23 protein-coding genes are annotated in these 20,980 nt (G+C 62.2%); 14 read left to right on the top strand and 9 right to left on the bottom strand.

Features of this window, described 5'->3' with window-relative positions; genetic code table 11:
* On the bottom strand, positions 1-837 hold the full coding sequence (locus FFI94_RS09250; protein ID WP_138872704.1) for a sulfurtransferase: 837 nt from the start codon (positions 835-837) through the stop codon (positions 1-3).
* A 24-nt stretch (positions 838-861) separates the two neighbouring features.
* Positions 862-1,485 carry a LysE family translocator gene (locus tag FFI94_RS09245; RefSeq protein WP_138872703.1) on the bottom strand — a complete coding sequence of 208 codons (624 nt, stop codon included), beginning with the start codon at positions 1,483-1,485 and terminating at the stop codon, positions 862-864.
* A gap of 96 nt (positions 1,486-1,581) precedes the next feature.
* Here FFI94_RS09245 and FFI94_RS09240 point away from each other — a divergent pair, with 96 nt between their 5' ends.
* From FFI94_RS09240 to FFI94_RS09230, 3 genes are read left to right on the top strand one after another with little or no spacing between them, the layout of a single operon-like run.
* Positions 1,582-2,055 (top strand): Lrp/AsnC family transcriptional regulator, encoded by a 474-nt coding sequence (locus FFI94_RS09240; RefSeq protein WP_138872702.1) that lies wholly within the window; start codon positions 1,582-1,584, stop codon positions 2,053-2,055.
* A gap of 36 nt (positions 2,056-2,091) precedes the next feature.
* Entirely contained in the window at positions 2,092-3,315 is a 1,224-nt protein-coding gene (locus tag FFI94_RS09235; RefSeq protein WP_138872701.1) for a benzoate/H(+) symporter BenE family transporter, read from the top strand.
* The gene (locus FFI94_RS09230) at positions 3,312-3,761 is read left to right on the top strand and encodes a thioesterase family protein (RefSeq protein WP_138872700.1); all 450 of its coding nucleotides are present in this window, start codon (positions 3,312-3,314) and stop codon (positions 3,759-3,761) included. The genes FFI94_RS09235 and FFI94_RS09230 overlap by 4 nt, the downstream gene beginning before the upstream one ends.
* On the opposite strand, the gene FFI94_RS09225 is transcribed toward FFI94_RS09230, so the two are convergent.
* On the bottom strand, positions 3,758-4,786 hold the full coding sequence (locus tag FFI94_RS09225; RefSeq protein ID WP_138872699.1) for a phosphotransferase family protein: 1,029 nt from the start codon (positions 4,784-4,786) through the stop codon (positions 3,758-3,760). The genes FFI94_RS09230 and FFI94_RS09225 overlap by 4 nt on opposite strands.
* Before the next feature lie 7 nt (positions 4,787-4,793).
* Here FFI94_RS09225 and FFI94_RS09220 point away from each other — a divergent pair, with 7 nt between their 5' ends.
* The 6 genes from FFI94_RS09220 to FFI94_RS09195 are packed head-to-tail and all read left to right on the top strand — an operon-like array spanning position 4,794 to position 10,010.
* Positions 4,794-5,015: a hypothetical protein gene (locus FFI94_RS09220; RefSeq protein ID WP_138872698.1), complete on the top strand. Its 222-nt coding sequence runs from the start codon at positions 4,794-4,796 to the stop codon at positions 5,013-5,015.
* 23 nt (positions 5,016-5,038) lie between these two features.
* Positions 5,039-6,133, top strand: coding sequence for a thiamine pyrophosphate-dependent dehydrogenase E1 component subunit alpha (locus tag FFI94_RS09215; protein ID WP_138873692.1), 1,095 nt, complete (start codon positions 5,039-5,041; stop codon positions 6,131-6,133).
* Complete coding sequence (locus FFI94_RS09210) at positions 6,130-7,107, top strand: alpha-ketoacid dehydrogenase subunit beta (protein ID WP_138872697.1); 978 nt, start codon at positions 6,130-6,132, stop codon at positions 7,105-7,107. Before FFI94_RS09215 ends, FFI94_RS09210 begins: the two co-directional genes overlap by 4 nt.
* Complete coding sequence (locus tag FFI94_RS09205; RefSeq protein WP_138872696.1) at positions 7,104-8,117, top strand: dihydrolipoamide acetyltransferase family protein; 1,014 nt, start codon at positions 7,104-7,106, stop codon at positions 8,115-8,117. Before FFI94_RS09210 ends, FFI94_RS09205 begins: the two co-directional genes overlap by 4 nt.
* Positions 8,117-9,331 carry an MFS transporter gene (locus tag FFI94_RS09200; RefSeq protein ID WP_138872695.1) on the top strand — a complete coding sequence of 405 codons (1,215 nt, stop codon included), beginning with the start codon at positions 8,117-8,119 and terminating at the stop codon, positions 9,329-9,331. The genes FFI94_RS09205 and FFI94_RS09200 overlap by 1 nt, the downstream gene beginning before the upstream one ends.
* A gap of 40 nt (positions 9,332-9,371) precedes the next feature.
* Positions 9,372-10,010, top strand: a complete 639-nt coding sequence (locus tag FFI94_RS09195; RefSeq protein ID WP_138872694.1) for a hypothetical protein — start codon at positions 9,372-9,374, stop codon at positions 10,008-10,010.
* Positions 10,011-10,071: 61 nt separating this feature from the next.
* Here FFI94_RS09195 and FFI94_RS09190 read toward each other — a convergent pair whose 3' ends face one another.
* The 3 genes from FFI94_RS09190 to FFI94_RS09180 are packed head-to-tail and all read right to left on the bottom strand — an operon-like array spanning position 10,072 to position 12,934.
* Positions 10,072-11,502, bottom strand: a complete 1,431-nt coding sequence (locus FFI94_RS09190) for an NAD(P)(+) transhydrogenase (Re/Si-specific) subunit beta (protein ID WP_138872693.1) — start codon at positions 11,500-11,502, stop codon at positions 10,072-10,074.
* A complete protein-coding gene (locus FFI94_RS09185) occupies positions 11,502-11,825 on the bottom strand; it encodes an NAD(P) transhydrogenase subunit alpha (protein WP_138872692.1) in 324 nt (107 codons plus the stop codon). The genes FFI94_RS09190 and FFI94_RS09185 overlap by 1 nt, the downstream gene beginning before the upstream one ends.
* Entirely contained in the window at positions 11,825-12,934 is a 1,110-nt protein-coding gene (locus tag FFI94_RS09180; protein ID WP_138872691.1) for a Re/Si-specific NAD(P)(+) transhydrogenase subunit alpha, read from the bottom strand. Before FFI94_RS09180 ends, FFI94_RS09185 begins: the two co-directional genes overlap by 1 nt.
* A gap of 276 nt (positions 12,935-13,210) precedes the next feature.
* On the opposite strand from FFI94_RS09180, the gene FFI94_RS09175 reads away from it, so the two are divergent.
* Complete coding sequence (locus tag FFI94_RS09175; protein ID WP_138872690.1) at positions 13,211-13,576, top strand: DUF488 domain-containing protein; 366 nt, start codon at positions 13,211-13,213, stop codon at positions 13,574-13,576.
* A 7-nt stretch (positions 13,577-13,583) separates the two neighbouring features.
* Here the strand turns inward: FFI94_RS09175 and FFI94_RS09170 are convergent, their stop codons facing one another.
* Positions 13,584-15,122, bottom strand: a complete 1,539-nt coding sequence (locus FFI94_RS09170; RefSeq protein ID WP_138872689.1) for an AMP-binding protein — start codon at positions 15,120-15,122, stop codon at positions 13,584-13,586.
* Positions 15,123-15,292: 170 nt separating this feature from the next.
* Here FFI94_RS09170 and FFI94_RS09165 point away from each other — a divergent pair, with 170 nt between their 5' ends.
* Together FFI94_RS09165 and FFI94_RS09160 are read left to right on the top strand one after the other, a co-directional pair.
* Positions 15,293-16,111: a maleylpyruvate isomerase family mycothiol-dependent enzyme gene (locus FFI94_RS09165; protein ID WP_138872688.1), complete on the top strand. Its 819-nt coding sequence runs from the start codon at positions 15,293-15,295 to the stop codon at positions 16,109-16,111.
* A 13-nt stretch (positions 16,112-16,124) separates the two neighbouring features.
* On the top strand, positions 16,125-16,769 hold the full coding sequence (locus FFI94_RS09160; RefSeq protein ID WP_138872687.1) for a Type 1 glutamine amidotransferase-like domain-containing protein: 645 nt from the start codon (positions 16,125-16,127) through the stop codon (positions 16,767-16,769).
* 23 nt (positions 16,770-16,792) lie between these two features.
* On the opposite strand, the gene FFI94_RS09155 is transcribed toward FFI94_RS09160, so the two are convergent.
* Entirely contained in the window at positions 16,793-17,122 is a 330-nt protein-coding gene (locus tag FFI94_RS09155) for a hypothetical protein (protein WP_138872686.1), read from the bottom strand.
* A 558-nt stretch (positions 17,123-17,680) separates the two neighbouring features.
* Here FFI94_RS09155 and FFI94_RS09150 point away from each other — a divergent pair.
* Positions 17,681-17,956, top strand: coding sequence for a GNAT family N-acetyltransferase (locus FFI94_RS09150; RefSeq protein ID WP_138872685.1), 276 nt, complete (start codon positions 17,681-17,683; stop codon positions 17,954-17,956).
* Between the two features lie 133 nt (positions 17,957-18,089).
* Positions 18,090-19,337 (top strand): MFS transporter, encoded by a 1,248-nt coding sequence (locus FFI94_RS09145; RefSeq protein WP_397495436.1) that lies wholly within the window; start codon positions 18,090-18,092, stop codon positions 19,335-19,337.
* Between the two features lie 2 nt (positions 19,338-19,339).
* Here FFI94_RS09145 and FFI94_RS09140 read toward each other — a convergent pair whose 3' ends face one another.
* Positions 19,340-20,908, bottom strand: coding sequence for a carboxylesterase/lipase family protein (locus FFI94_RS09140; protein WP_138872684.1), 1,569 nt, complete (start codon positions 20,906-20,908; stop codon positions 19,340-19,342).
* Positions 20,909-20,980 lie beyond the last annotated feature (72 nt).

Genomic DNA, 20,980 nt, shown 5'->3' with positions numbered 1-20,980 from the left:
CTACTCTCCGGTGGCCACCGGACGCGAGCCGTCGTTGGACCACTGCGACCACGAACCGGGGAAAAGGGCCGCGTCGTAGCCCGCTATCGCCAAAGCCGCAATCTGATGCGCCGCAGTCACTCCCGATCCGCAATACACGGCAAAGCGATCCCCGTCGCCCGCTGCGGAGAACCGCTCGCGCAGGGTGACGGTGCCCGCAAACTTTCCTTGTCCATCGATGTTCTCACCGGTAGGCGCACTCACCGCACCCGGAATGTGCCCGGCCACTGGGTCAATCGGTTCGACCTCACCGCGGTACCGCTCACCGGCTCGCGCGTCGAGAAGTACACCACCGCTCGCCGACCATCCCGCCGCCTCGTCGATGTCGACAACCGGCATATGTCCGGCCTCTAGCGTCACGTTTCCCTCGGCGACTCCCGCACCGGCACCCACCGCAACCGGAAAATCGGCTGCTTCCCAGGCTTGCAACCCACCGTCGAGTAGACGGACATCAGTGAGCCCGGCCCAACGTAACAACCACCACCCGCGCGCCGCGGCAGTGTTGCCCGTGGCGTCGTACAAGACCACCGAATCTCCGTCGTCGATTCCCCATCGACGTGCTGCTACCTGGAGATTTTCGATGGTGGGCAACGGGTGGCGTCCCGCTTCCTTCGACGCCGGAGCGGCCAGCTCGCCATCGAGGTCGACGAATACTGCTCCGGCGATGTGACCCGACTGGAAGTGCTCGGCTCCGTGGGGATCACCCAGCGCCCACCGAACGTCGAGCAGGACCGGCGGGGTGCCCGCCTCGATGAGGGAAACCAGTTCAGCGGCGTCGACAAGTACGGGTGCAGTCATGTCTCTCATACTTGCACGATCGACTCAGGCAATACCGAAGAAAGCCCCGAGCCCGACAAGTAGGACTCCGCTCACCACGTCGATGCGCTTTCCGACACCAGGCCGCCGCAGCTTACGTCCGGCGCCGGCCGCGAGCACCACCACCACTGCCCACCACAGTGCAGCGGCAACCACTGTGGCGCCGGCCAACGTCAGAGTACGCAGGCCGGCGCCCTGACCTGGTTCGACGAACTGCGGAAGCAAGCCGAGAAAGAACAGCAGAGCCTTGGGGTTCAGGAGGTTGGACAGGAACCCGTAGCGGAATGCCCGCAGTGGCGGGGTCGGTTCCGACACGGCCGTGATCGTGTCGCCGGCACTTCGGGCTTTGAACGCACTACGAATCGCGGAAATACCCAACCAGGTCAGGTACGCCGCTCCGGCATAGGTGAGGGCCGAGAGCAGCTGCGGACGAGTCGCGACGAGAGCCGACAAACCGAGCGACGCGGCAGCGGTATGGACAACCAATCCTGTGATCACGCCCGCTGCGACCACGGCACCGGTCCGACGATCTGCCAACGAATGGCGCAAGATCAGGACAAAATCCGGTCCAGGTGTGAACAGGACGATAGAAAGTAGGGAGCCAAAAGCAAGCCACTGAGTGGTACTCATCGTAATGGGCTCATTGGATTTGCCTCATGCGCTTCATAGATGGAGTGTGCAACTGGATCCGGGAAGTTCAAAACCACTCCGGATAGAATCCGGAAGATGATGAAGAATGATTCTCTGGATTCGGTGGACTGGAAGATTCTGACCGAATTACAGAAAGATGCGTCGATCACCAACAAGGTTCTGGCCGACCGGGTGGGCCTGGCGACGTCGTCGTGCCACGAACGTGTGCGCCGGTTGCGGACAAACGGGACGATCAGCGGAATCCACGCTGTTGTCGACCCGGCTGCCGTCGGCCGGTCGATGCAGGCGATCATCGCCGTGCAACTGCGTCCGCACCGCCGTGACCTTGTCGACCGCTTCACCGCCGATGTGCTCGCCCTTCCGGAAACGCTTGCGCTGTTCAATGTCTCGGGGCCGGAAGACTTCTTTCTCCACGTCGCCGTGCGGGACAGCGCCCATCTGCAGAAGGTATTGATCGACCACCTGGCAGCCCATCCGGAGGTGTGGCATGCGCAGACTCACCTCATCTACGGCAAGGCGGTCACAGCGCCCATCCGACCGGATCACTGAGAACAACTGCTCCTGCGTCGGGCAGAATCACTGACCATGTCGGACTCCCCACCTACCACCGAACCGGAAGCCACCGAAAGCAACGCACAGCCCATCAGCGCGGGAATCGTGACAGCGCTCGTGGGATTCACCAGTTCATTTGCGGTAGTCCTCACCGGCCTGAGTGCCGTGGGCGCCGACGCCACCGAGGCCGCGTCGGGTCTGTTGGTTCTCTGTGTGACTCAAGCGCTGGGCATGCTGTGGCTTTCCTGCCGGTACAAGATTCCGATCACCCTGGCCTGGTCGACTCCGGGCGCGGCACTGCTGGCCGGCGCCGGCGCGGTGCACGGTGGTTGGCCGGCCGCGGTCGGCGCGTTTGTCGTGGTCGGAATTGCTATCGTTCTGACGGGGCTGTGGCCGACGCTGGGCAAGATCATCGCGGCGATCCCGAATCCGCTGGCGCAGGCGATGCTGGCCGGAGTTCTCCTCCCCCTGTGCCTGGCGCCGATATTCGCGGTCCGCGACGCACCGCTGGCGGTAGCGCCGGTCATCGTGGTCTGGCTTGCGGCACAACGGTTCTCCAAGCGGTGGGCCGTTCCGCTGGCATTTCTGACCGCAGCCGTGGTGATCTGCATCAGCCTGACGACCACCGACAACAACACTCTCGACGTCGGTGCGATGATTCCTCGCGTCGATCTCACCATGCCGTCGTGGTCGTGGCAGGCAATGGTCGGAATTGCGATTCCGCTGTACATCGTCACGATGGCGTCGCAGAACATTCCCGGTGTGGCGGTGATGAATTCGTTCGGATACACCGTTCCGTGGCGACCGTCCATGATCGTGACCGGCCTCGGCACCGTTCTGGGAGCCCCCGCCGGCGGGCATGCAATCAACCTCGCCGCGATCAGCGCGGCCCTCGCGGCAGCGCCAACGGCGCACCCAGATCCGAAGCGGCGGTGGATCGCGGCGAGCACCGCCGGTTGGGCCTATCTGGTATTGGCCGCAGGTTCTGCCGCCGTCGCGGCGCTGGTTGTCTCGGCGCCGGCCGGTGTAGTGGAAACCGTTGCCGGGCTTGCACTCTTGGCAACACTGGCAGCATCGTTGACCGCTGCGCTCAGCGACGCCACCGAACGTGAAGGTGCTGTGGTCACCTTTCTCATCGCCGCGTCCGGCGTCAGTGTTCTCGGAATCGGATCGGCATTCTGGGCATTGCTCGTCGGCTTGATCGTGCGGACCGCGCTCACGAGTGGTCCACTGACCTCGCTAAGGTCAAGATCGTGAGCGCAGCAGATACCGTCATCTCGATCGAAGAGTTTCCCGTCCGCTGGCCGGTACCCACCCGCTGGGACGACAACGACCACTACGGCCACGTCAACAACGTGACCTACTACTCGTACTTCGACACGGCGGTGAACGCGTGGCTCATGTCCGCCACCGGCGTCGACATCCGCACGCTGCCGGCCATCGGGGTTGTGGCGGAGACGTCGTGCCGATACCTGAGTGAACTCACGTTCCCCGAACAGTTGCAGGTCGGCATCTCGGTCGAGAAGTTGGGTACCAAGAGCATCGTGTACTCGCTCGCGATCTTCCACGAGAACGCCGACGGAACCTGGGTCGCCGCCGCGACGGGACGGTTTGTCCACGTCTACGTCGACGCCGTCAGCCGCACATCGGTGGCGATACCGGCCGCGATCAAAGACGCAGCCGGCTCGCTCCTGAGCGCTTAGTTCAGCCCCAGTTTCTCGGCGGTCGATACTGCGCGCTCAACGATGCCATCGATCATTGTCACGGTCGGGCCTCCGTGCTCAGCCTTGTTACGGGGGTCGTCGAGGATGCGTCGCAGTACCCCTTCGGCGATGATCGACAGCTTCCACAACGCCAGAACGTGCCAGTAGCCGACGGCCGACACGTCACGGCCGGTGGCGGCAACGTATGCGTCGACCAGTTCGTCCCGACTCGGGAAGCCCTCGAGCGTCGACGCCATGAACGGCCCTGCCACCTTGTCGCCGGCTTCGGGCCAATACGCCAGTAGCGCGCCAAGATCCGCAAGCGGATCGCCCAACGTACACAGTTCCCAGTCCACCACCGCCAGCACCCGGCCCTCGGCCGGATCGGTGATGATGTTGTTGAGATGGAAATCGCCGTGGACGAGGCTGACTTCGGTCTGTTCGGGAATGTTCCGCTGCAGAATGTCCGCGAGCCGTTCCACGTCGGGGATGTCTCGGGTCTTCGACTTCTCCCACTGCGCTGACCATCTCTTGAGCTGCCGCTCGGCAAACGGTTTACGACTGGCAAGGTCCTCGAGGCCGGTTTCCTCGAGGTCGACGCCGTGGATGGTGGCGAGCGCCTTGGGCAACGCCAACCCGACGTTTCGTCGCTGCTCTACCGTCAACTTCTGCGCGACCGGCACACCGTCGATGACAACCCCGTCGACGTAACTCATGAGAACCAGCGGGGCGTCCGTCACAGCCGGATCCTCGGTGATACCGATGATTTTGGGCACCGGGACGGCCGTACCCTGCAGCGACGACAGGATGCGATGCTCCCGCACTACGTCATGTGCCGATGCCAACAAGGTGCCGAGCGGGGGCCTGCGCAGTACCCACCGCGCACCTCCGGCATCGGTCACGGCATACGTGAGGTTGGATTGACCGTTGCCGATCCTCTCGAAAGTCAGTGGTGTGGTGGCGCCGACGCCCAGCTCGGCGATCCACCCTGAAACAGCATCTTCGTTCAGTCCGACTGCGTTCACCGCACCGATGCTAGCCGTAGAAATCGCGAAGGCGGGTGGTTCCGACACCATTGTTACCCACCGGTTCGGAAACGGTGACCGTCTCTCCCTCATCGAAACCCACCAGCACTTGCGGATTCTGCTACTTGCGGATTCTGCGCCGAAGGGGATGCTGGGAAGTACAGCATCACAAAAACTCAATATCACATCGGGATTGCTCGACATCGCCCACAAGGCGCGTCGGGCATGAGCAGAAACCGAGGTGAACTCACGATGATCGGCAACCTCGATTATCCAGTCCAACTCATTCAGCCAGACGGCGCGCGGGTGTGCCGACCGGAATACGACCGTCTGATCGCAGATCTGGAGCGAGACGATTATCTCTCGCTGTATCGCGATCTCGTGATCAGTCGCCGAATCGACACCACCGCGGTCACACTTCAACGCCAAGGCGAAGTCGGTTTATGGGCACCACTTTCAGGCCAGGAAGCCGCGCAGGTCGGATCAGCCCGTGCGCTGGAGCCTGACGATTTTGCCTTCATCTCGTACCGCGAGCACGCCGTTGCCTACTGCCGCGGGGTTCCGCCCCACGCCCTGACCGTCCTGTGGCGCGGGTGCGCCCATTCGGCCTGGGACCCAGAACAATTCAACGTGACCAACCCGGCGATTGTTGTCGGCTCCCAGGGACTTCACGCAACGGGCTACGCACTGGGCGCCCACCTCGACGGCGCAGAAATCGCGACCATCGCCTATTTTGGCGACGGCGCCACCAGCCAGGGCGATATCGCCGAAGCACTGGGATTTGCCGCCAGCTTCCGCGCCGGAGTTGTCTTCTTCTGCCAGAACAATCAGTGGGCGATCAGTGAACCGGTCTCACTACAGTCCCGCACGCCGATCTCGCACCGCGCCGAAGGCTACGGCATGCCGTCGTATCGCGTCGACGGAAATGACGTACTCGCAGTCCTGGCAGTCACTCGGAAGGCTCTCGCCCACGCCCGTGAGGGCAGCGGGCCATCATTCATCGAGGCAATTACGTGCCGCATGGGCCCGCACACCACCTCCGACGACCCCTCGAGGTACCGCTCCGACACCGATATGGCGCAGTGGCGGGCCCGCGATCCGCTCGAGCGCATGAGGTTGTTTCTCACCTCCCGCGGATTCCTCGACGACGAGGGTGCCGCCGAGACTGCTGCCGCTGCCGACGACGTCGCGAATGGAGTACGCCGCGCCACAATCGGTTTCACAGATCCACCGTCCTCGGCACTGTTCGATCACGTCTACACCGGCCCCCACCCGTTGATCGAACACGAACGTGCGCAGCACCAGGAGTATCTCGCAAGTTTCGACGATCAGGAGGCCATGTCATGACGATCGTCAATCTCGTGACCGCGCTCAACACCGGACTTCGACGCTCACTCGAGCAAGACCCCCACGTCGTAATCCTCGGCGAAGATGTCGGCCGTCTCGGCGGCGTTTTCCGGGTCACCGATGCACTGCAGAAAGATTTTGGCGAGAACCGGGTCATGGACATGCCACTGGCCGAATCCGGAATCGTCGGAACAGCTTTCGGCCTGGCGCTGCGCGGCTATCGGCCCGTGTGCGAAATCCAGTTCGACGGCTTTGTCTACCCGGCCTTCGACCAGATCGTCTCTCAGGTCGCGAAAATCCATTACCGCACCCAGGGACGAGTACGCGCACCCATCACGATTCGCATTCCCAGCGGCGGCGGAATCGGTGCCGTGGAACATCATTCGGAATCACCGGAGGCCTACTTCGCCCACACTGCGGGACTGCGGGTTGTGTACCCGAGCAATCCGGCCGACGGTTTCCACATGATCCGCCAGGCCGTCGAGTGTGACGATCCGGTGATATTCCTCGAGCCGAAGCGGCGCTACTGGGACTCCGCGGAGGTCGATTTCGACGCGGAACCGTCACTGCCACTGCACAGTGCGCGGGTTGTCCGCCCGGGCAGCGATGCCACTGTTGTCGCCTACGGATCGATGGTCGCGACAGCCCTGGAAGCTGCGGACATCGCCGAGAACGAAGGCAATCACCTCGAAGTGATCGACCTTCGGTCGCTCTCCCCGGTCGACTTCGACACGGTGGACTCGTCGCTGCGGCGGACCGGACGACTTGTCATCGTCCACGAGGCACCGATGTTTCTCGGGATGGGAGCCGAAATCGCCGCGCATGCCGCCCACGAGTGCTTTTACGACCTCAAGGCTCCCGTCCGCCGCGTGACCGGTTTCGACATTCCCTATCCCCCAGCCAAACTCGAATCGTTCCACCTACCCGACGCTGATCGAATCCTCGATGCACTCGATGACGTGTTGGCATCATGACCACCGCAGAGTTCCGGCTTCCCGACCTCGGTGAGGGCCTTACGAGCGCCGAACTGGTGTCGTGGCATGTTGATGTCGGCGAGCACGTGAGCATCGATCAGGTGATTGCCGACGTCGAAACGGCCAAGGCGCAAGTCGAACTTCCGTCGCCCTACACCGGAGTGGTCGCCGAACTCCTTGCCGAACCCGGTGCCACCGTGCCAGTGGGGGCACCGATCATCCGCATCGAAAGTACGGACCCTGTTGGTGCTGATGCGTCTGCTCCGCCCGTCCTGGTCGGCTATGGACCGCAAACGGCGCATGCAAGTCGCCGACGCAGAAAAGGTTCTCCGGAATCGGCCCAGCACAAGCAGATGGCACGGGCGATGACCGCCAGTGCCCGCGCACCCCAGGCAACGGTGTTCGTCACGATCGACGTCACCGCGTCGATGGAACTACTCGACACACTGCGCAATTGCGCAGACTTCGAGAACTGTTCGGTCACACCGTTGACGCTTGCCGCCAAATCCCTGGTGACCGCCATCGCGTCTTACCCCGGCGTCAATGCGACGTGGGACGACACGGCCGAATGCAGTGTTGTCCATCCACACGTGAATCTGGGGATTGCGGTGGCATCGGATAGCGGCCTCGTGGTTCCCAACATCAAAGACGCAGGCAGCCTGACCCTGCGAGAGGTTGCACTCCGCATCACCGAACTGACGTCGACGGCCCGCGCCGGCCGTACCGACATCGCGCATCTCACCGGTGGCACGATCACGATCACCAATGTCGGGGTGGTCGGCGTCGACGGCGGTGTTGCGCTGCTCAATCCCGGCGAGGCCGCCATCCTTGCTCTGGGCAGCGTGAACGAACGACCGTGGGTTCGCTGCGGACAGATCACCATTCGGCAGGTTGTGACACTCTCACTGACATTCGACCATCGCGCGCTGGACGGGCAACAGGCGTCGCAGTTTCTCACGCTCGTGGCGTCGATGCTCGCCGACCCGGCCGTCCTTCTCGCCCATCTGTGATGCACCCGTCGCCCTGGCAGACTGTCACGGTGAGCATCGCCCCCGACCCCACTCTGATTCGCGCACGCGCCGGCATTTTTGGCATCTTCGGTATCAACGGCTTCTTGCTCGCCATGTGGGTGGTGCACATCCCGTCGATCGAGCATCGCGTCGGCATCAGCCACTCCACACTCAGTTCGCTGCTTCTCCTGCTCGCCGTCGGCGCCATTGCCGGCATGCAACTCAGTGGCCCGCTCGCCGACCGCTTCGGGAGCCGAAAGATGGTCCTCCTGGCGGGAACGGCTTTGTCCGCGGCCGTGCTCGGTCCGGGGTTTGCCACCAACGCGTGGCAATTGGGCGCCGCACTGGTGGCCTTCGGTTTTGCCAACGGCGCTTTGGACGTCTCGATGAATTCCCAAGCCGTCGAGGCAGAACAGCTGTACCGGCGGCCGATCATGTCCGCGTTCCACGGCATGTTCTCCGTTGGTGGAGTGGTGGGTTCGGTTGTCGGCGCCGCCACACTGAAACTCGACGTCGCACCATCGGTTACCCTGACCGCCGCGTCGTTGGTCGGCTTCGTGGCCGTCGCGATCTGTTCCCGGCCACTGCTGCCACGCATCGAACACCACTCCGACCCCACCGCAGCGGAACAACCACACGGCCACTTCTCGGCCAAGGTGCTGGCGTTGGGCGCACTCGCGTTTGTCCTGATGCTCGCCGAAGGTGTGGCAAACGATTGGAGTGCACTGCAAGTCAAGGAAGGCCTTGGTGTCTCGGATGCCGTTGCAGCCCTGTCCTTCGGAGCTTTCTCCGCGATGATGACGATCGGCCGATTCACGGCAGATCGAATCAGTGCCGCACTCGGCCCCGTCGCGGTCGTTCGCTACGGCGCCATGATCTCCTCGGTAGGAATGTTGACGGTGGTGTTGTCTGGGTGGCTTCCGCTCACCCTCTTCGGCTGGGCGCTCTTCGGCGCCGGACTTTCCGGTTGCATCCCACAGATCTTCACGACCGCAGGCAACCTGGGCTCAGGATCGGCTGGTACCAACATGTCTCGCGTCGTGGGATTGGGCTATATCGGGTTTCTTGCCGGCCCCGCCACGATCGGCTGGGCGACGCAGATTGTGCCACTCACCACAGCAATGCTCATCCCACTTGTCTGCGTGCTGGTCGCAGCACTGTTCGCCGGTGTCGTTCGTCGCGATTCTTCGACCACCCACCGAGATCACAGCTGATCCTCACGCTTGTCACAGACAAAGCAGGGATGCTGGACATGTGACCGTCTCGACCTCCGCCCCGCACTCCCCGTCCGCTACAACCCGCTTCCTCGCCCTTGCCGCACTGTGTGCCGCGGCGCTCGGTGTTCTGTACTTTCTCCGACCTGATTCGCCGACGGTCACTGTTCCGGATTCCTTGAGATCCATTGCCGAGCAGATCGTCGTCTTCGTCGACGTCACTGCGGTATTGACGGTCACCGCGGCTCTCGCCGCGGTTTCGATGATCCGCACCTTGCCTTACGGTATCGGCGCCATACTCATGCTCGGAGTGGGCGCAAACCTGACCAGTGCCGCACTGGGTTCATGGCTCACGGATGCGCCGACGGCGTTGCTTCCCAGTGGACATGTCGTTGCGGCGGCAGCCCTGTACGGCTCGGCAGTTCTGATCTCGGCGCCGCGGTGGCGACCCGTCATTGTCGGACTGGGCATCTCCGGAGTTGCCGTGGTCGCGGTCAGTGTGGTCGCCACCGAAATGAGCGGAATTTTCGGCGTGGTTGCGGGTCTTCTGGTCGCGGCGGCCTGGGGTTGTGTAGCAGCCATTCTGATGGAGCACTCGCCCGTCGCCGCGAAACGTGAAGCGGCACGCCCGGATACGGCAGCCATTGCATTCTCCCGGGATCGGAGCATTCAGCTCTGACGCCAAAAGGCACCTACTCGCGATTGCGAGTAGGTGCCTTTTTCGTGCAGGGTCTTCCAGGTTACAGAGCCTTGAGCTCTTCCGTGACCTCGGCGACGGACTTCTTCGCGTCACCGAAGAGCATCGAGGTGCCCTCGGCGAAGAACAGCGGGTTGTCGATGCCGGCGAAGCCGGAGTTCATCGAACGCTTGAGCACGATCACGGACTTCGACTGATCGACGTTCAGGATCGGCATCCCGTGAATCGGCGAGTTCGGATCGTTGCGTGCCGACGGGTTGGTGACATCGTTCGCGCCGATCACCAGTGTGACGTCGGTGCGGGAGAACTCGTCGTTGATGTCGTCCATTTCCTTCATCGCGTCGTACGAGACATCCGCCTCGGCGAGAAGAACATTCATGTGACCGGGCATGCGACCGGCAACGGGATGGATCGCGTACTTGACCTCGACGCCCTTCGACTCGAGCAACTTCGCCATGTCCTTGACAGCGTGCTGAGCCTGCGCCACAGCCAAACCGTAACCGGGAACCACGATCACCTGATTGGCGTACGCCATCTGGATAGCGGCATCGGCTGCCGAGGTGGCCTTCGCGGTGCGCACGACACCGTCGGAGGATGCGGCTTCTCCGCCGCCGCCACCGAAGCCGCCGGCAACGATCGCCGGGATGGACCGGTTCATGGCCTTCGCCATGAGGTTGGTCAAGATGGTGCCCGAGGCGCCGACGATCATGCCGGCCACGATCATGGCCTGGTTGTCGAGCGCCAAACCTGCTGCGGCAGCAGAGAGACCGGTCAGTGCGTTGAGCAGTGAGATCACGACGGGCATGTCGGCGCCGCCGATCGGCAGCACCACCATCAGCCCGAGGATGCCCGAGAGCACGAGGACACCGACGATCCAGAGCGAGCTGGTGGGGCCTTCCGGGGAGATCGCCTTGATACCGATGATCACCGAGAACGCAACAGCCGCGATCAGCAGCAGCGCGTTCAGCGGCTGCTGCAGCTTGCCGATGCCGATCGGGCGACCCGGCAGGGTTTCCTGCAACTTGAGGAACGCGATCACGCTGCCCCAGAAGGAGATCGAACCGATCACCGCAGCGCAGAGGGATGCGATGACGATGTGCACCGTCGGGGACTCACCGTGCTTGAACGCGGTGAAACCGTCCGAGTCGAGGAATTCCGCGTACGCGATCAACGCGACGGTACCGCCGCCGACACCGTTGAACAGTGCCACCAACTGCGGCATGGCCGTCATCTTCGTGCGCAGCGCCGGCGGAACACCGAGCACGACACCGATGATCAGACCGGCTGCGATGAGGATCCAGTTCCCCATCTCCGCGTCGCGGATGGAGATCAGGGTTGCGATGACGGCGATGAGCATGCCGACTGCGGCGATCTGGTTGCCGCGCACCGCGGTCTTCGGGCCGGTAAGACCCATGAGACCGTAGATGAACATCGAGAACGCGAGAATGTACAAACCATTGACCAGGTATTCCATTACTGGTCACCATCCTTCGAAACAGCCTTGGCTGCGGGCTTGGCCTTGAACATCGCCAGCATGCGGTCCGTGACCACAAAGCCACCGACAACGTTGACCGTTCCGAAGACAAGTGCGACAAACAAGATGATCTGCAATCCGATGGACGGGTCGTGCACCTTGCCCAGAACCACGAGCGCGCCGAGGACGACGATGCCGTGGATGGCGTTGGTACCCGACATCAGCGGGGTGTGCAGAGTGTTCGGGACCTTCGAGATCACCGCGAAACCGACGAACCCGGACAACACCAGGATCGCGATATTCGACAACAACGATGTGTACATCAGGCGCCCTTCTCTTCACGGGTGACGCACGCACCGGCCAGAACCTCGTCGGAGAAATCGGGTGCCAAAGCCCCATCGACCAACATCAGTTCGATCAGCGCGGAAATATTCTTCGAGTACAACTCCGAGGCATGCTCGGGCATCGACGCCGGCAAATTCAGCGGCGAGCAAATCGTGACGCCATGCTTGACGACGGTCTGGCCGGGCTCGGTCAACTCACAGTTGCCGCCCGTCTCACCGGCGAGGTCCACGACAACGCTGCCGGGCTTCATGCCCTCCACAGCAGCTGCGGTCACCAAACGCGGAGCGGGACGACCCGGAACCAGCGCCGTGGTGATCACGACGTCGAATCCCTTGATGGCGTCTTCGAGTGCCTGCTGCTGCTTCGCGCGCTCGCCGTCGGTGAGCTCACGGGCGTATCCGCCCTCACCGGCTGCGTCGATACCGAGATCAAGCCACTGAGCGCCCACCGAGCGCACCTGATCGGCTACCTCCGGTCGCACGTCGTAGCCGGTGGCGCGGCCACCGAGACGCTTGGCCGTGGCCAGCGCCTGCAACCCGGCAACACCGACACCGAGAACAAGCACCGTCGCGGGCTTGACCGTACCGGCGGCCGTGGTGAGCATCGGGAAGAATCGCGTCGACTCCGACGCCGCCAGCAACACAGCCTTGTAGCCGGACACGTTTGCCTGCGAGGACAGCGCGTCCATCACCTGCGCGCGGGAAATACGCGGAATTGCTTCCACCGCATATCCCTCGATCCCGGCAGCTTTGAGCTCCGCGATGCGATTGTCCGCGTTGCGCGGGTTCAGGAACCCGATCAACTTGGCTCCCGTACTGATCTTGCCGATCTCGTCCGACGACGGCGGCGCGACCTTGACGACAACGTCGGCGGTCCACGGATCGCCGATCTTCGCGCCGGCAGCGGTGTACAGCTCGTCCGGGATCAACGCGCCCAGACCGGCACCGGACTCGACTACGACGTCGACGCCCTTACCGATCAGAGCCGCCACGATCTTCGGCACCAACGCGACCCGACGCTCACCGTCACTCGACTCCCGAGGGACGCCGACCGACGGACGCACTTGTGCGCTCTTCGATGTTTCCATTTGTTCCATTACCTTCTGCGGTTGGTGGTTCGCCTGCTGCGATGAGCGGCGGCCAACTTGGGGTGAGCGGAAGATGACCCGCTTTTGGGTGAATGGTGACTGATACTAGCCAGACTTCTCCGCGGAAAGTGAACACGAATAACCACTTTCTTCATCTGAATCGAGTCCGAACAGTATCTTTGGCGATATGCGACTCATTATAATGTGAGCCCGATCACAGCTTGGGGTCGACTCATTCCACGATGTGAACAACAATCGAGGCATGAGGTCTCGATCGTGAAGCGTCGAAAAATCGCCGTAGCGCGGGTCTACGAAAACTCCGACGCGGAAAACACGGTGCGGCTGTTAGTGGACCGACTCTGGCCGCGTGGAGTGCGACGCGACGAGTTACGGTTCGACGATTGGGCGAAGGAACTGGCTCCGTCTACCGAACTACGAAAGTGGTACGGCCACGACACGACTCGCTTCGACGCGTTTGCCGCGCAGTATCGCGCAGAACTCGACGCCGTTCCAGTTCGCGAGTACATCGAGCGCGTCACACCCACAGCGGACGCGCGCCCCATCGTGCTGCTGACTGCGAGCAAGGACCTCGCCCACAGCCACGCGTCAGTGCTGGCCGACTATCTCCGCGCGATCGTGTAACGATTCCTCAACTATTCACATATTGGGATCGCAATTTATGCTTGACGAGTTTTCCCGTCGCAGTTCGAGGTAATTCGTCGGCGAAGTCGATGGACCGAGGCGCCTTGAAATGCGAAACGCGATCGCGCACGTACTTCAGCAATTCTTCGGCGACATCCGGCGAAGGTTCGATTCCGTCAACTAACTGAACGACGGCCTTGACCTGTTCACCCATCTCTTCGTCGGGAACTCCGATTACCGCGACGTCGAAAACTTTCGGATGCAGAGTCAGAACATTCTCCGACTCCTGCGGGTAGATATTGACGCCGCCAGAGATAATGGTGAATGCGGCGCGATCGGTGAGATAGAGGAACCGATCGTGGTCGATGTACCCGAGGTCGCCACTCGTGGTCCAGGTCGGATGATCGGGGTGCTGCGCGGACGCAGTTTTCTCCGGATCGTTGTGATAGCGGAACGGCAGCGTCTCACGTTCCCAGAAGACTGTGCCGATCTCACCGACGGGAAGGTCCGCGCCGGAATCGTCACAGATATGGACAATCCCCATTACTCCGTCACGACCGACCGAACCCGGGTGCGACAAGGACTGCTCACTGTTGATGAATGTTGCGCCCGCGCCTTCCGTCGACGCGTAGTACTCGTTGATCACCGGGCCCCACCAGTCGATCATCGACGCCTTGACCTCCGGCGGGCACGGTGCCGCGGCATGAATGGCTACCTTCATGCTTGACACGTCGTATCCGAGTCGTGTCTCCTCGGGAAGTTTGAGCATCCGCACGAACATCGTCGGGACCCACTGACTGTGGGTGACGCCGTACTCGCCGATCAGAGACAGTGCCTTCTCGGCATCGAAGCTGTCCATCAAGATCACTGTGCCGCCTACCGAGTTGATGACTCCGCAAAACCGCAGCGGCGCAGCATGATAGATCGGTGCCGGGCACAAATAGACTGTGCTGGAATCGAATCCGTACATCGGCGCGAACACGGCGGTGAACGGATCCATCGTGACGTCGACTTCACCTTCCGGGAGATCTCCCTTGATCCCTTTGGGGCGGCCCGTTGTTCCCGAGGAGTACAGCATGTCCGTACCGCGAGGTTGCGAATCCAGCGGCGCGGTCGATTGTGCCGCAAGGGCCGCGTCGTAATCCCCGAATCCCGCGAGCTCGCCCCCGTACACCAATTTGTGGAGAACTCCGGGAGTCAGCGCCGGATCCGTCGGTACAGCGTGTGCCACCGAAGCGGAGGCGATCAGCACTTTCGCCTCACAATCATCGACGATGTACGCCGACTCCGGCGCCGTCAGGTGGCAGTTCACTGCGGTGATGTAGAAACCGGACCGCAGTGCGGCCCAATACACTTCGAATGCGCGCAAGTCGTTGTTCGATATGAGCGCAACGTGATCGCCAGGGCGCAACCCCAGCCCGCGCAAGTGCCGGGCGAGTGCGATCGACCGCTCGTCGAGTTCCTGGTACGTGATCGACTCGCCGGTCGACGGCCGGATGATCGCGGGCTTGTCCGGGGTGGAAGCAACAAAATTTCCAGGAAACACGTGCACTCCTCAATCAGCTTCTCGTCCGTCCACCCCGGTTTATCACAAGGCGGCGCGGTCCGATTCGATTTCGACGGAACGGCTTCATTGCCTCGGCGACCAAACTTTCTCGCCCTACAGTGGAAGGACAGTGCTTCTGCGAACCCCTGCGAACAACGGAGAAAAGTCATATGAGCGACTGGCCCCAGGAATCCGTCACCGATTTGTTGATCGAGCAATGGCAGGTCATCGACTCGCTTCTCTCCTCCCTCGACGGCGACGGCTGGTTCTCCCCCACCAATCTGCCCGGGTGGACAGTGCACGACGTCACCGCGCACCTGATCGGAACCGAATCACTACTCTCCGGAATCGAGCCACCGACCACCGGCGTCAACGTTCACGGGCTCCCCCACGTTCACAACGAGATCGGCGCTTTCAACGAGCAGTGGGTCGAGGGACTTCGACGGGTCCCGGCGCCGAAACTACTCGAGCGGTACCGCGAGATCACGTCTGCTCGCACCTCCATACTTCGCAATTTGAGCGAATCCGATTGGAATGCAGAGTCTTCCACTCCCGTCGGCCCGGCACCGTACGGCCGCTTCATGCGTATCCGGTTGTTCGACTGCTGGCTGCACGAGCTCGACATCCGCGACGCCGTCGGTGCTCCCGGCGACGAAGGTGGTCCGCGCGCCGAGATGGCGTTCAAGGAAATTTCGAGTTCTCTCGGATTTGTTGTCGGCAAACGCGGCAAGGCGCCGGACGGTTCTCGCATCACCTTCGATCTGAGCGGCCCGCTGGCCCGCGAACTACACATCGCCGTCGACGGTCGTGCGGCGCTGGTTCCCACCCTGGATGGGCCGCCCACCGTGACAGCCCGAATGAGCTCCCCACTCTTCACGCGACTTGCGTGCGGACGGGTCCACGCGGCTGATCATCTTGACGAGATCACGATCGAGGGCGACCACGCGCTCGGTAAACGAATCCTCGACAACCTTGCGTTCACGATCTGAGCCGCGTCGTCCGATGAGGCTGTTCCTGGCGTCGTACCGGTTCGGCGACCACCACACCCGGTTCGCGGAACTGGTCGGCCCTGGCGCTCGAATCGCCGTCATCGCGGCGGCCGCCGACGCGTGGCCTCCCGCCGCCCGAGCCTCTGCAGTCACCAGTGAACTGGCACCACTGCGCCGAGCGGGATATGACGCCGAGGAACTCGACGTTCGGGATTTTGCACGCTCGCCCCGCACGCTGGAGCAGACACTGCGGACGTTCGACGGCGTTTGGGTCCGCGGCGGCAACACGTTTGTCCTGCGCGCGCAGTTAGCGCGGACAGGAGCAGATGACGTGCTCGAACACCTTGTCCGCGATGGGGAACTTGTCTATGCGGGATACAGCGCCGGCGCCGCGGTGGCCACCCCGACCCTGATCGGGTTGGATGTCACCGATGACCCGTCGGATGTGCTGCCTACGTGCGGAATCGAGCCGGTGTGGACGGGCCTCGGACTCGTCGATTTCGCGATTGTTCCGCACGGCGGCGGTTCGGTTCTCGAGGATCCTGCGGCCACCGCAAAGACTGTTGCCGTACTTACGGCGGAAAAGATTCCGTTTCGGGTTCTGAGCGATCAGCAGGTTGTCGTTGTCGACGGCGGCGGCGAACCGTCCGTCATCTGACCACCTCGGTCGTCAGTTGCCCTTCAACCGTGCTCTGCAACAGGTGCCGGGTGAACGCTTTGTGACTGGCGATCGAGTCGCGCCCACGCGATTTCCCACCGCTTGACGGACACTTCGTCCGCATCTTCGAGCAGAGCGTCGAGAAGGAGCCGCGGGTTCTTGCGCCACGCGAGTTCTGCTGCGCGCACCTCGGCAGCGGAAAAGAGTCCGGACGCGGCAAGGTCGCGGATCCAATCGTCGATCTCGCCGCGGTGGATGCGGGCAATCGTCTCGTATCCGATGTGCTCATCGAGGAAGTCGTACGAGAATATTGCAGCCAGGTAACTGTTCGACTCACGCTGCCCGAAAATCATGTGCGTTCCTTCCTCGAAGTGTTCGACGACGATGTGACGACTATCCGTTGCCTAGGTGCACCCGAGAAGGTTTTCCGGTGAACCTGTAACGCTTCGTTTATCCCCGACGATGCACACGCTAACCCCCCGAAGCTTCGTTTGGGTTGCGCTCAGGAAAACGATGCCGTGTTAATGCCTATTCGAGACCTAGGGCTATCGCATCGGCGACATTGGTCCACATCGGGGGCAACTCGGCCTGACCTGCCATTTGCCCGTTTTTCAAGCGCCACAGAAGCAACACACCCGGCTGAGAAAAAATCTTTTTCAACTATCCCAACAGATGGGATAGTTACGGTAGCAAATCATGTGTATCGCCGTTTTCGAACACATCTTCCCACCGAGAATGCCTAGTACACAGCATATTTTTGCCACTCAATCGCCGTACACGATCCGCTTTGAACAGCCGTCCAATTTCGCGGGCAGCAATCGCAGAGAGATCGCGTCCAATGTTCCTGAAGCCACCAATCGCCCCGGTACCGTCGAGGGAACATCCCCTCACCGATACGGAGCCCACCCACAATGACCGACACAGTCGTACACAACGTCGACGAGAACCGCTTCGAGATCTACTCGGATAACGAACTCGCAGGTTTTGCGGAGTATTCCGAATCGAACGGGGTGCGCGACTTCCACCACACCGTCACCTACCCGCAGTTCCGTGGCCGCGGACTCGCCGCCGTTGTCGTGCGCGAAGCACTTGTGCAGACGCAGTCCGACGGTAAGAAGATTGTCCCGTCCTGCTCGTACGTCGAAAAGTTCGTCGCGCAGAATCCGGAGTTTCAGATCCTGGTGTAACTCGCTTGTTGCCTCGGGGATAACTGACCCCGGGGCCGAGTGAGCCGTCAAAAATCAGTCGCGGACCTGGCGCGTGTCGGGCAGTGTTGGTGAAAACACCAGTATGTTGCCCCGTCGCCAGGAAGGAACGTCCGTGACCGTCACACCCCGACTGCGACGCGCGGGCACGTCCAAGCAGATCCGCTACCTTCCTTTGGCTCTGATCAACCTCGCGACGCTGTTCTCTGCAACCGGCAACGGCATCGCCATTGTGGTCATCCCCTGGCTCGTTCTCGAGCGCACGGGGCGCGCCGCCGACGCGGCAATTGTTGCCGGCGCTGCTGCCGTGCCACTACTGATCGCGAGTTTGTTCTCCGGCACCCTCGTTGATCGATTCGGCCGACGACGCACGTCGATGGTGTCCGACGCGTTGTCCGCAGTGTCAGCCTCGGCAATTCCGATTTTCGCAGTCACGTCAGGCCTGAGTATTCCGGTGATCGCCGCTCTGGCTGCACTCGGTGCAACATTCGACCCGGCCGGTATGGCTGCGCGGGAATCGATGCTTCCTGCGGCAACGCGGGCAGCGGGATGGAAACTCGATAGAACCAACAGCCTGTACGAGGCAAACTACAACGTCGCGTATTTGATCGGTCCCGGGGTCGGCGGCGTCCTGATCGCCACGATCGGCGCGGTCAGCACGCTCTGGGTGACGGCGGCGGGATTTGTGCTTTCGATAGTCGTCGTTGCCTTCATCCGCCTGGCCGATGCCGGAACACCCGACCCCGACCGGCGTCCGGCATCCATCTGGCACGGCACTCTCGAGGGCTTGAAGTTCGTGTGGAACAACAAACTCCTGCGGACTCTGGCACTGGTCGACATGGCCGTCGTCGCTCTGTACATGCCGGTGGAAAGTGTTGTGTTTCCGGTGTATTTCACCGAACTCGATCAACCCGCACAGCTCGGGTCGGTGTTGATGGCGTTGGCAATCGGAGGAATTGTGGGCGCCTTGGCCTACGCCCCGCTCGCTCCGCTGATGTCCCGGCGACTGATCATGATCTGTGCAGTCGGCGTGCTCGGCGTTGCCATGCTGGCGATGTCCCTGCTCCCGCCGTTGTGGGTGATTCTGGTCCTGGCGGGCCTGCAAGGTCTCGTGTACGGCCCGGTCGGCCCGATAGCCAACTACGCCATGCAGACCCGTAGCCCCGAGCACATGCGCGGCCGGGTGGTCGGCGTGATGACGTCGACGGCCTACGCCGCCGGTCCACTCGGATACCTTGTTGTCGGTCCGCTTCTCGATCAACTCGGTATTGCATCCACCTTTGTGGCACTGTCGATTCCGATTGTCGTGATCGCGATCGTCTGCGCGGCGCTTCCGGTACTACGCGAACTCGATCACCCCTGACGCTATTTGAATCCCATCACCTCGTTGCCCCAGGCGATACGTAATACCTCGTCAGCGTCATGAACCAACGAGTCCGGCGAATCAATCAGCAGAGTGGATCGAGACTCCTCGTCGTACGGCGGCCAGTGTTTGGACCCGTCGAGCGCTGCCGGCACGGCATGCCGGGCAAACGCGAGCCACCGCCGTTGCATCCGACCCGCCACCTCCATCGCAGCCTTGCGCCCACCCAACCAGAAGGTCGGATCGACGTTCAGTGTTCCGAAATTGCCGAAGACATAGGGTAATTCGGTTGCGTGCCCGGCGCCGATGCGCGCCGCCTTGAGCATGGGGGTGGCATGGTCGAATCGATAGAGCCAGGTCGGTGAGTGCCGCGCATGCGCGTCGGCGATCCACAGTGTCGGCATCCGAAATGCAGCGTCACGCGAGAGTGCCAGCGCACCACTGGGTTTGGCATGATCAGGATAGGCGGACATGATCTCGGCCAGCCTCGTCGGCGAGATGTCCGGGTGGTCATCGGCCAGTGCCTGCAGCATCGCCTCCACCGACTGCGCACTCACCGGCATCAGCGGTGATTTCATGAACTTGAAAATCGACGCCTCGTCCTTGTTCGAGCCGATGATCAGTGGAATCCGGTGGGCATACCCCTTCTGGAAAGCGGCAACCGGGTAGTGCGGCACCAGATCTCGATCCACCACCGGCGCCATGGCAAGAGTTCCGGGAATGCGGGTCGGGATTTCGTTGACCAGTTCGTCACCGGCCTTGATGATCAGCTCGAGATCGGTACCGATCAATTCGCCGGCGTCGTCCGGAGCAATCGAAATAAGCTCGAGGAAACGGCTTGCCACCGAGCGAGCGCGTTCGCGGCCGTATACCGACGTCGCCGGTGGGCTTTGTGCGATCGCACGATGAAAGAGACCCTCCGCCGTGGGGCACGTCATCAGCGTCGTGATGGACCCGGCACCCGAAGACTCCCCGAAGACCGTCACCTCGCCCGGATCACCGCCAAACGCAGCGACATTGTCACGCACCCACTCGAGCGCAGCAATCTGGTCACGCAAGCCGCAATTCGACTCGAACACCACGTCCGGCGTCGAGAAGGAAGACAAGTCCAGGAACCCCATCGCGCCGACGCGGTAGTTGAACGACACCAGAACAACGTCACCGGTCTCCGCGAGGTGCCGGCCGTCGTAAATGGACTGGGCAGCCGAACCAAGGCAGTAGGCGCCGCCGTGAATCCACACCATGACCGGCCGCGGCGTACCGTCCGGTCGTGGAGCCCACACATTGACGGATAGACAATCCTCGTCGACCACAAATGCCCGATCTATCGGCACTGCCGGGCTTTGCCCCTGCGGCGCGATGGGACCGAACGTGCGGCAATCGCGCACGCCGTCCCACGGGTCCGGCTGTAGTGGAGCCCGGAACCTGCGCTCGCCAGTCGGGGCGGCAGCGTACGGAATACCCTTCCAGCTGAAGACTGAACCATCGGCATATCCCCGGACCTCACCAACTGGGGTGCGGACGACAAGAGTGCTCTCGTCTGTCTCTTCCGGTCGAATTTCGGTGTCCATGCCTGAATCTCCTCACGACCTCGACTTTGAGAGAATCTGTTCCAAACCTACCAATTTCCGGCAGGTGGGGAC

This window comes from Rhodococcus sp. KBS0724 (assembly GCF_005938745.2).
Classification (GTDB): domain Bacteria; phylum Actinomycetota; class Actinomycetes; order Mycobacteriales; family Mycobacteriaceae; genus Rhodococcus_F.
Note: the sequence above shows the minus strand (reverse complement) of the source record. Positions and strands in the feature narration are given on the sequence as shown.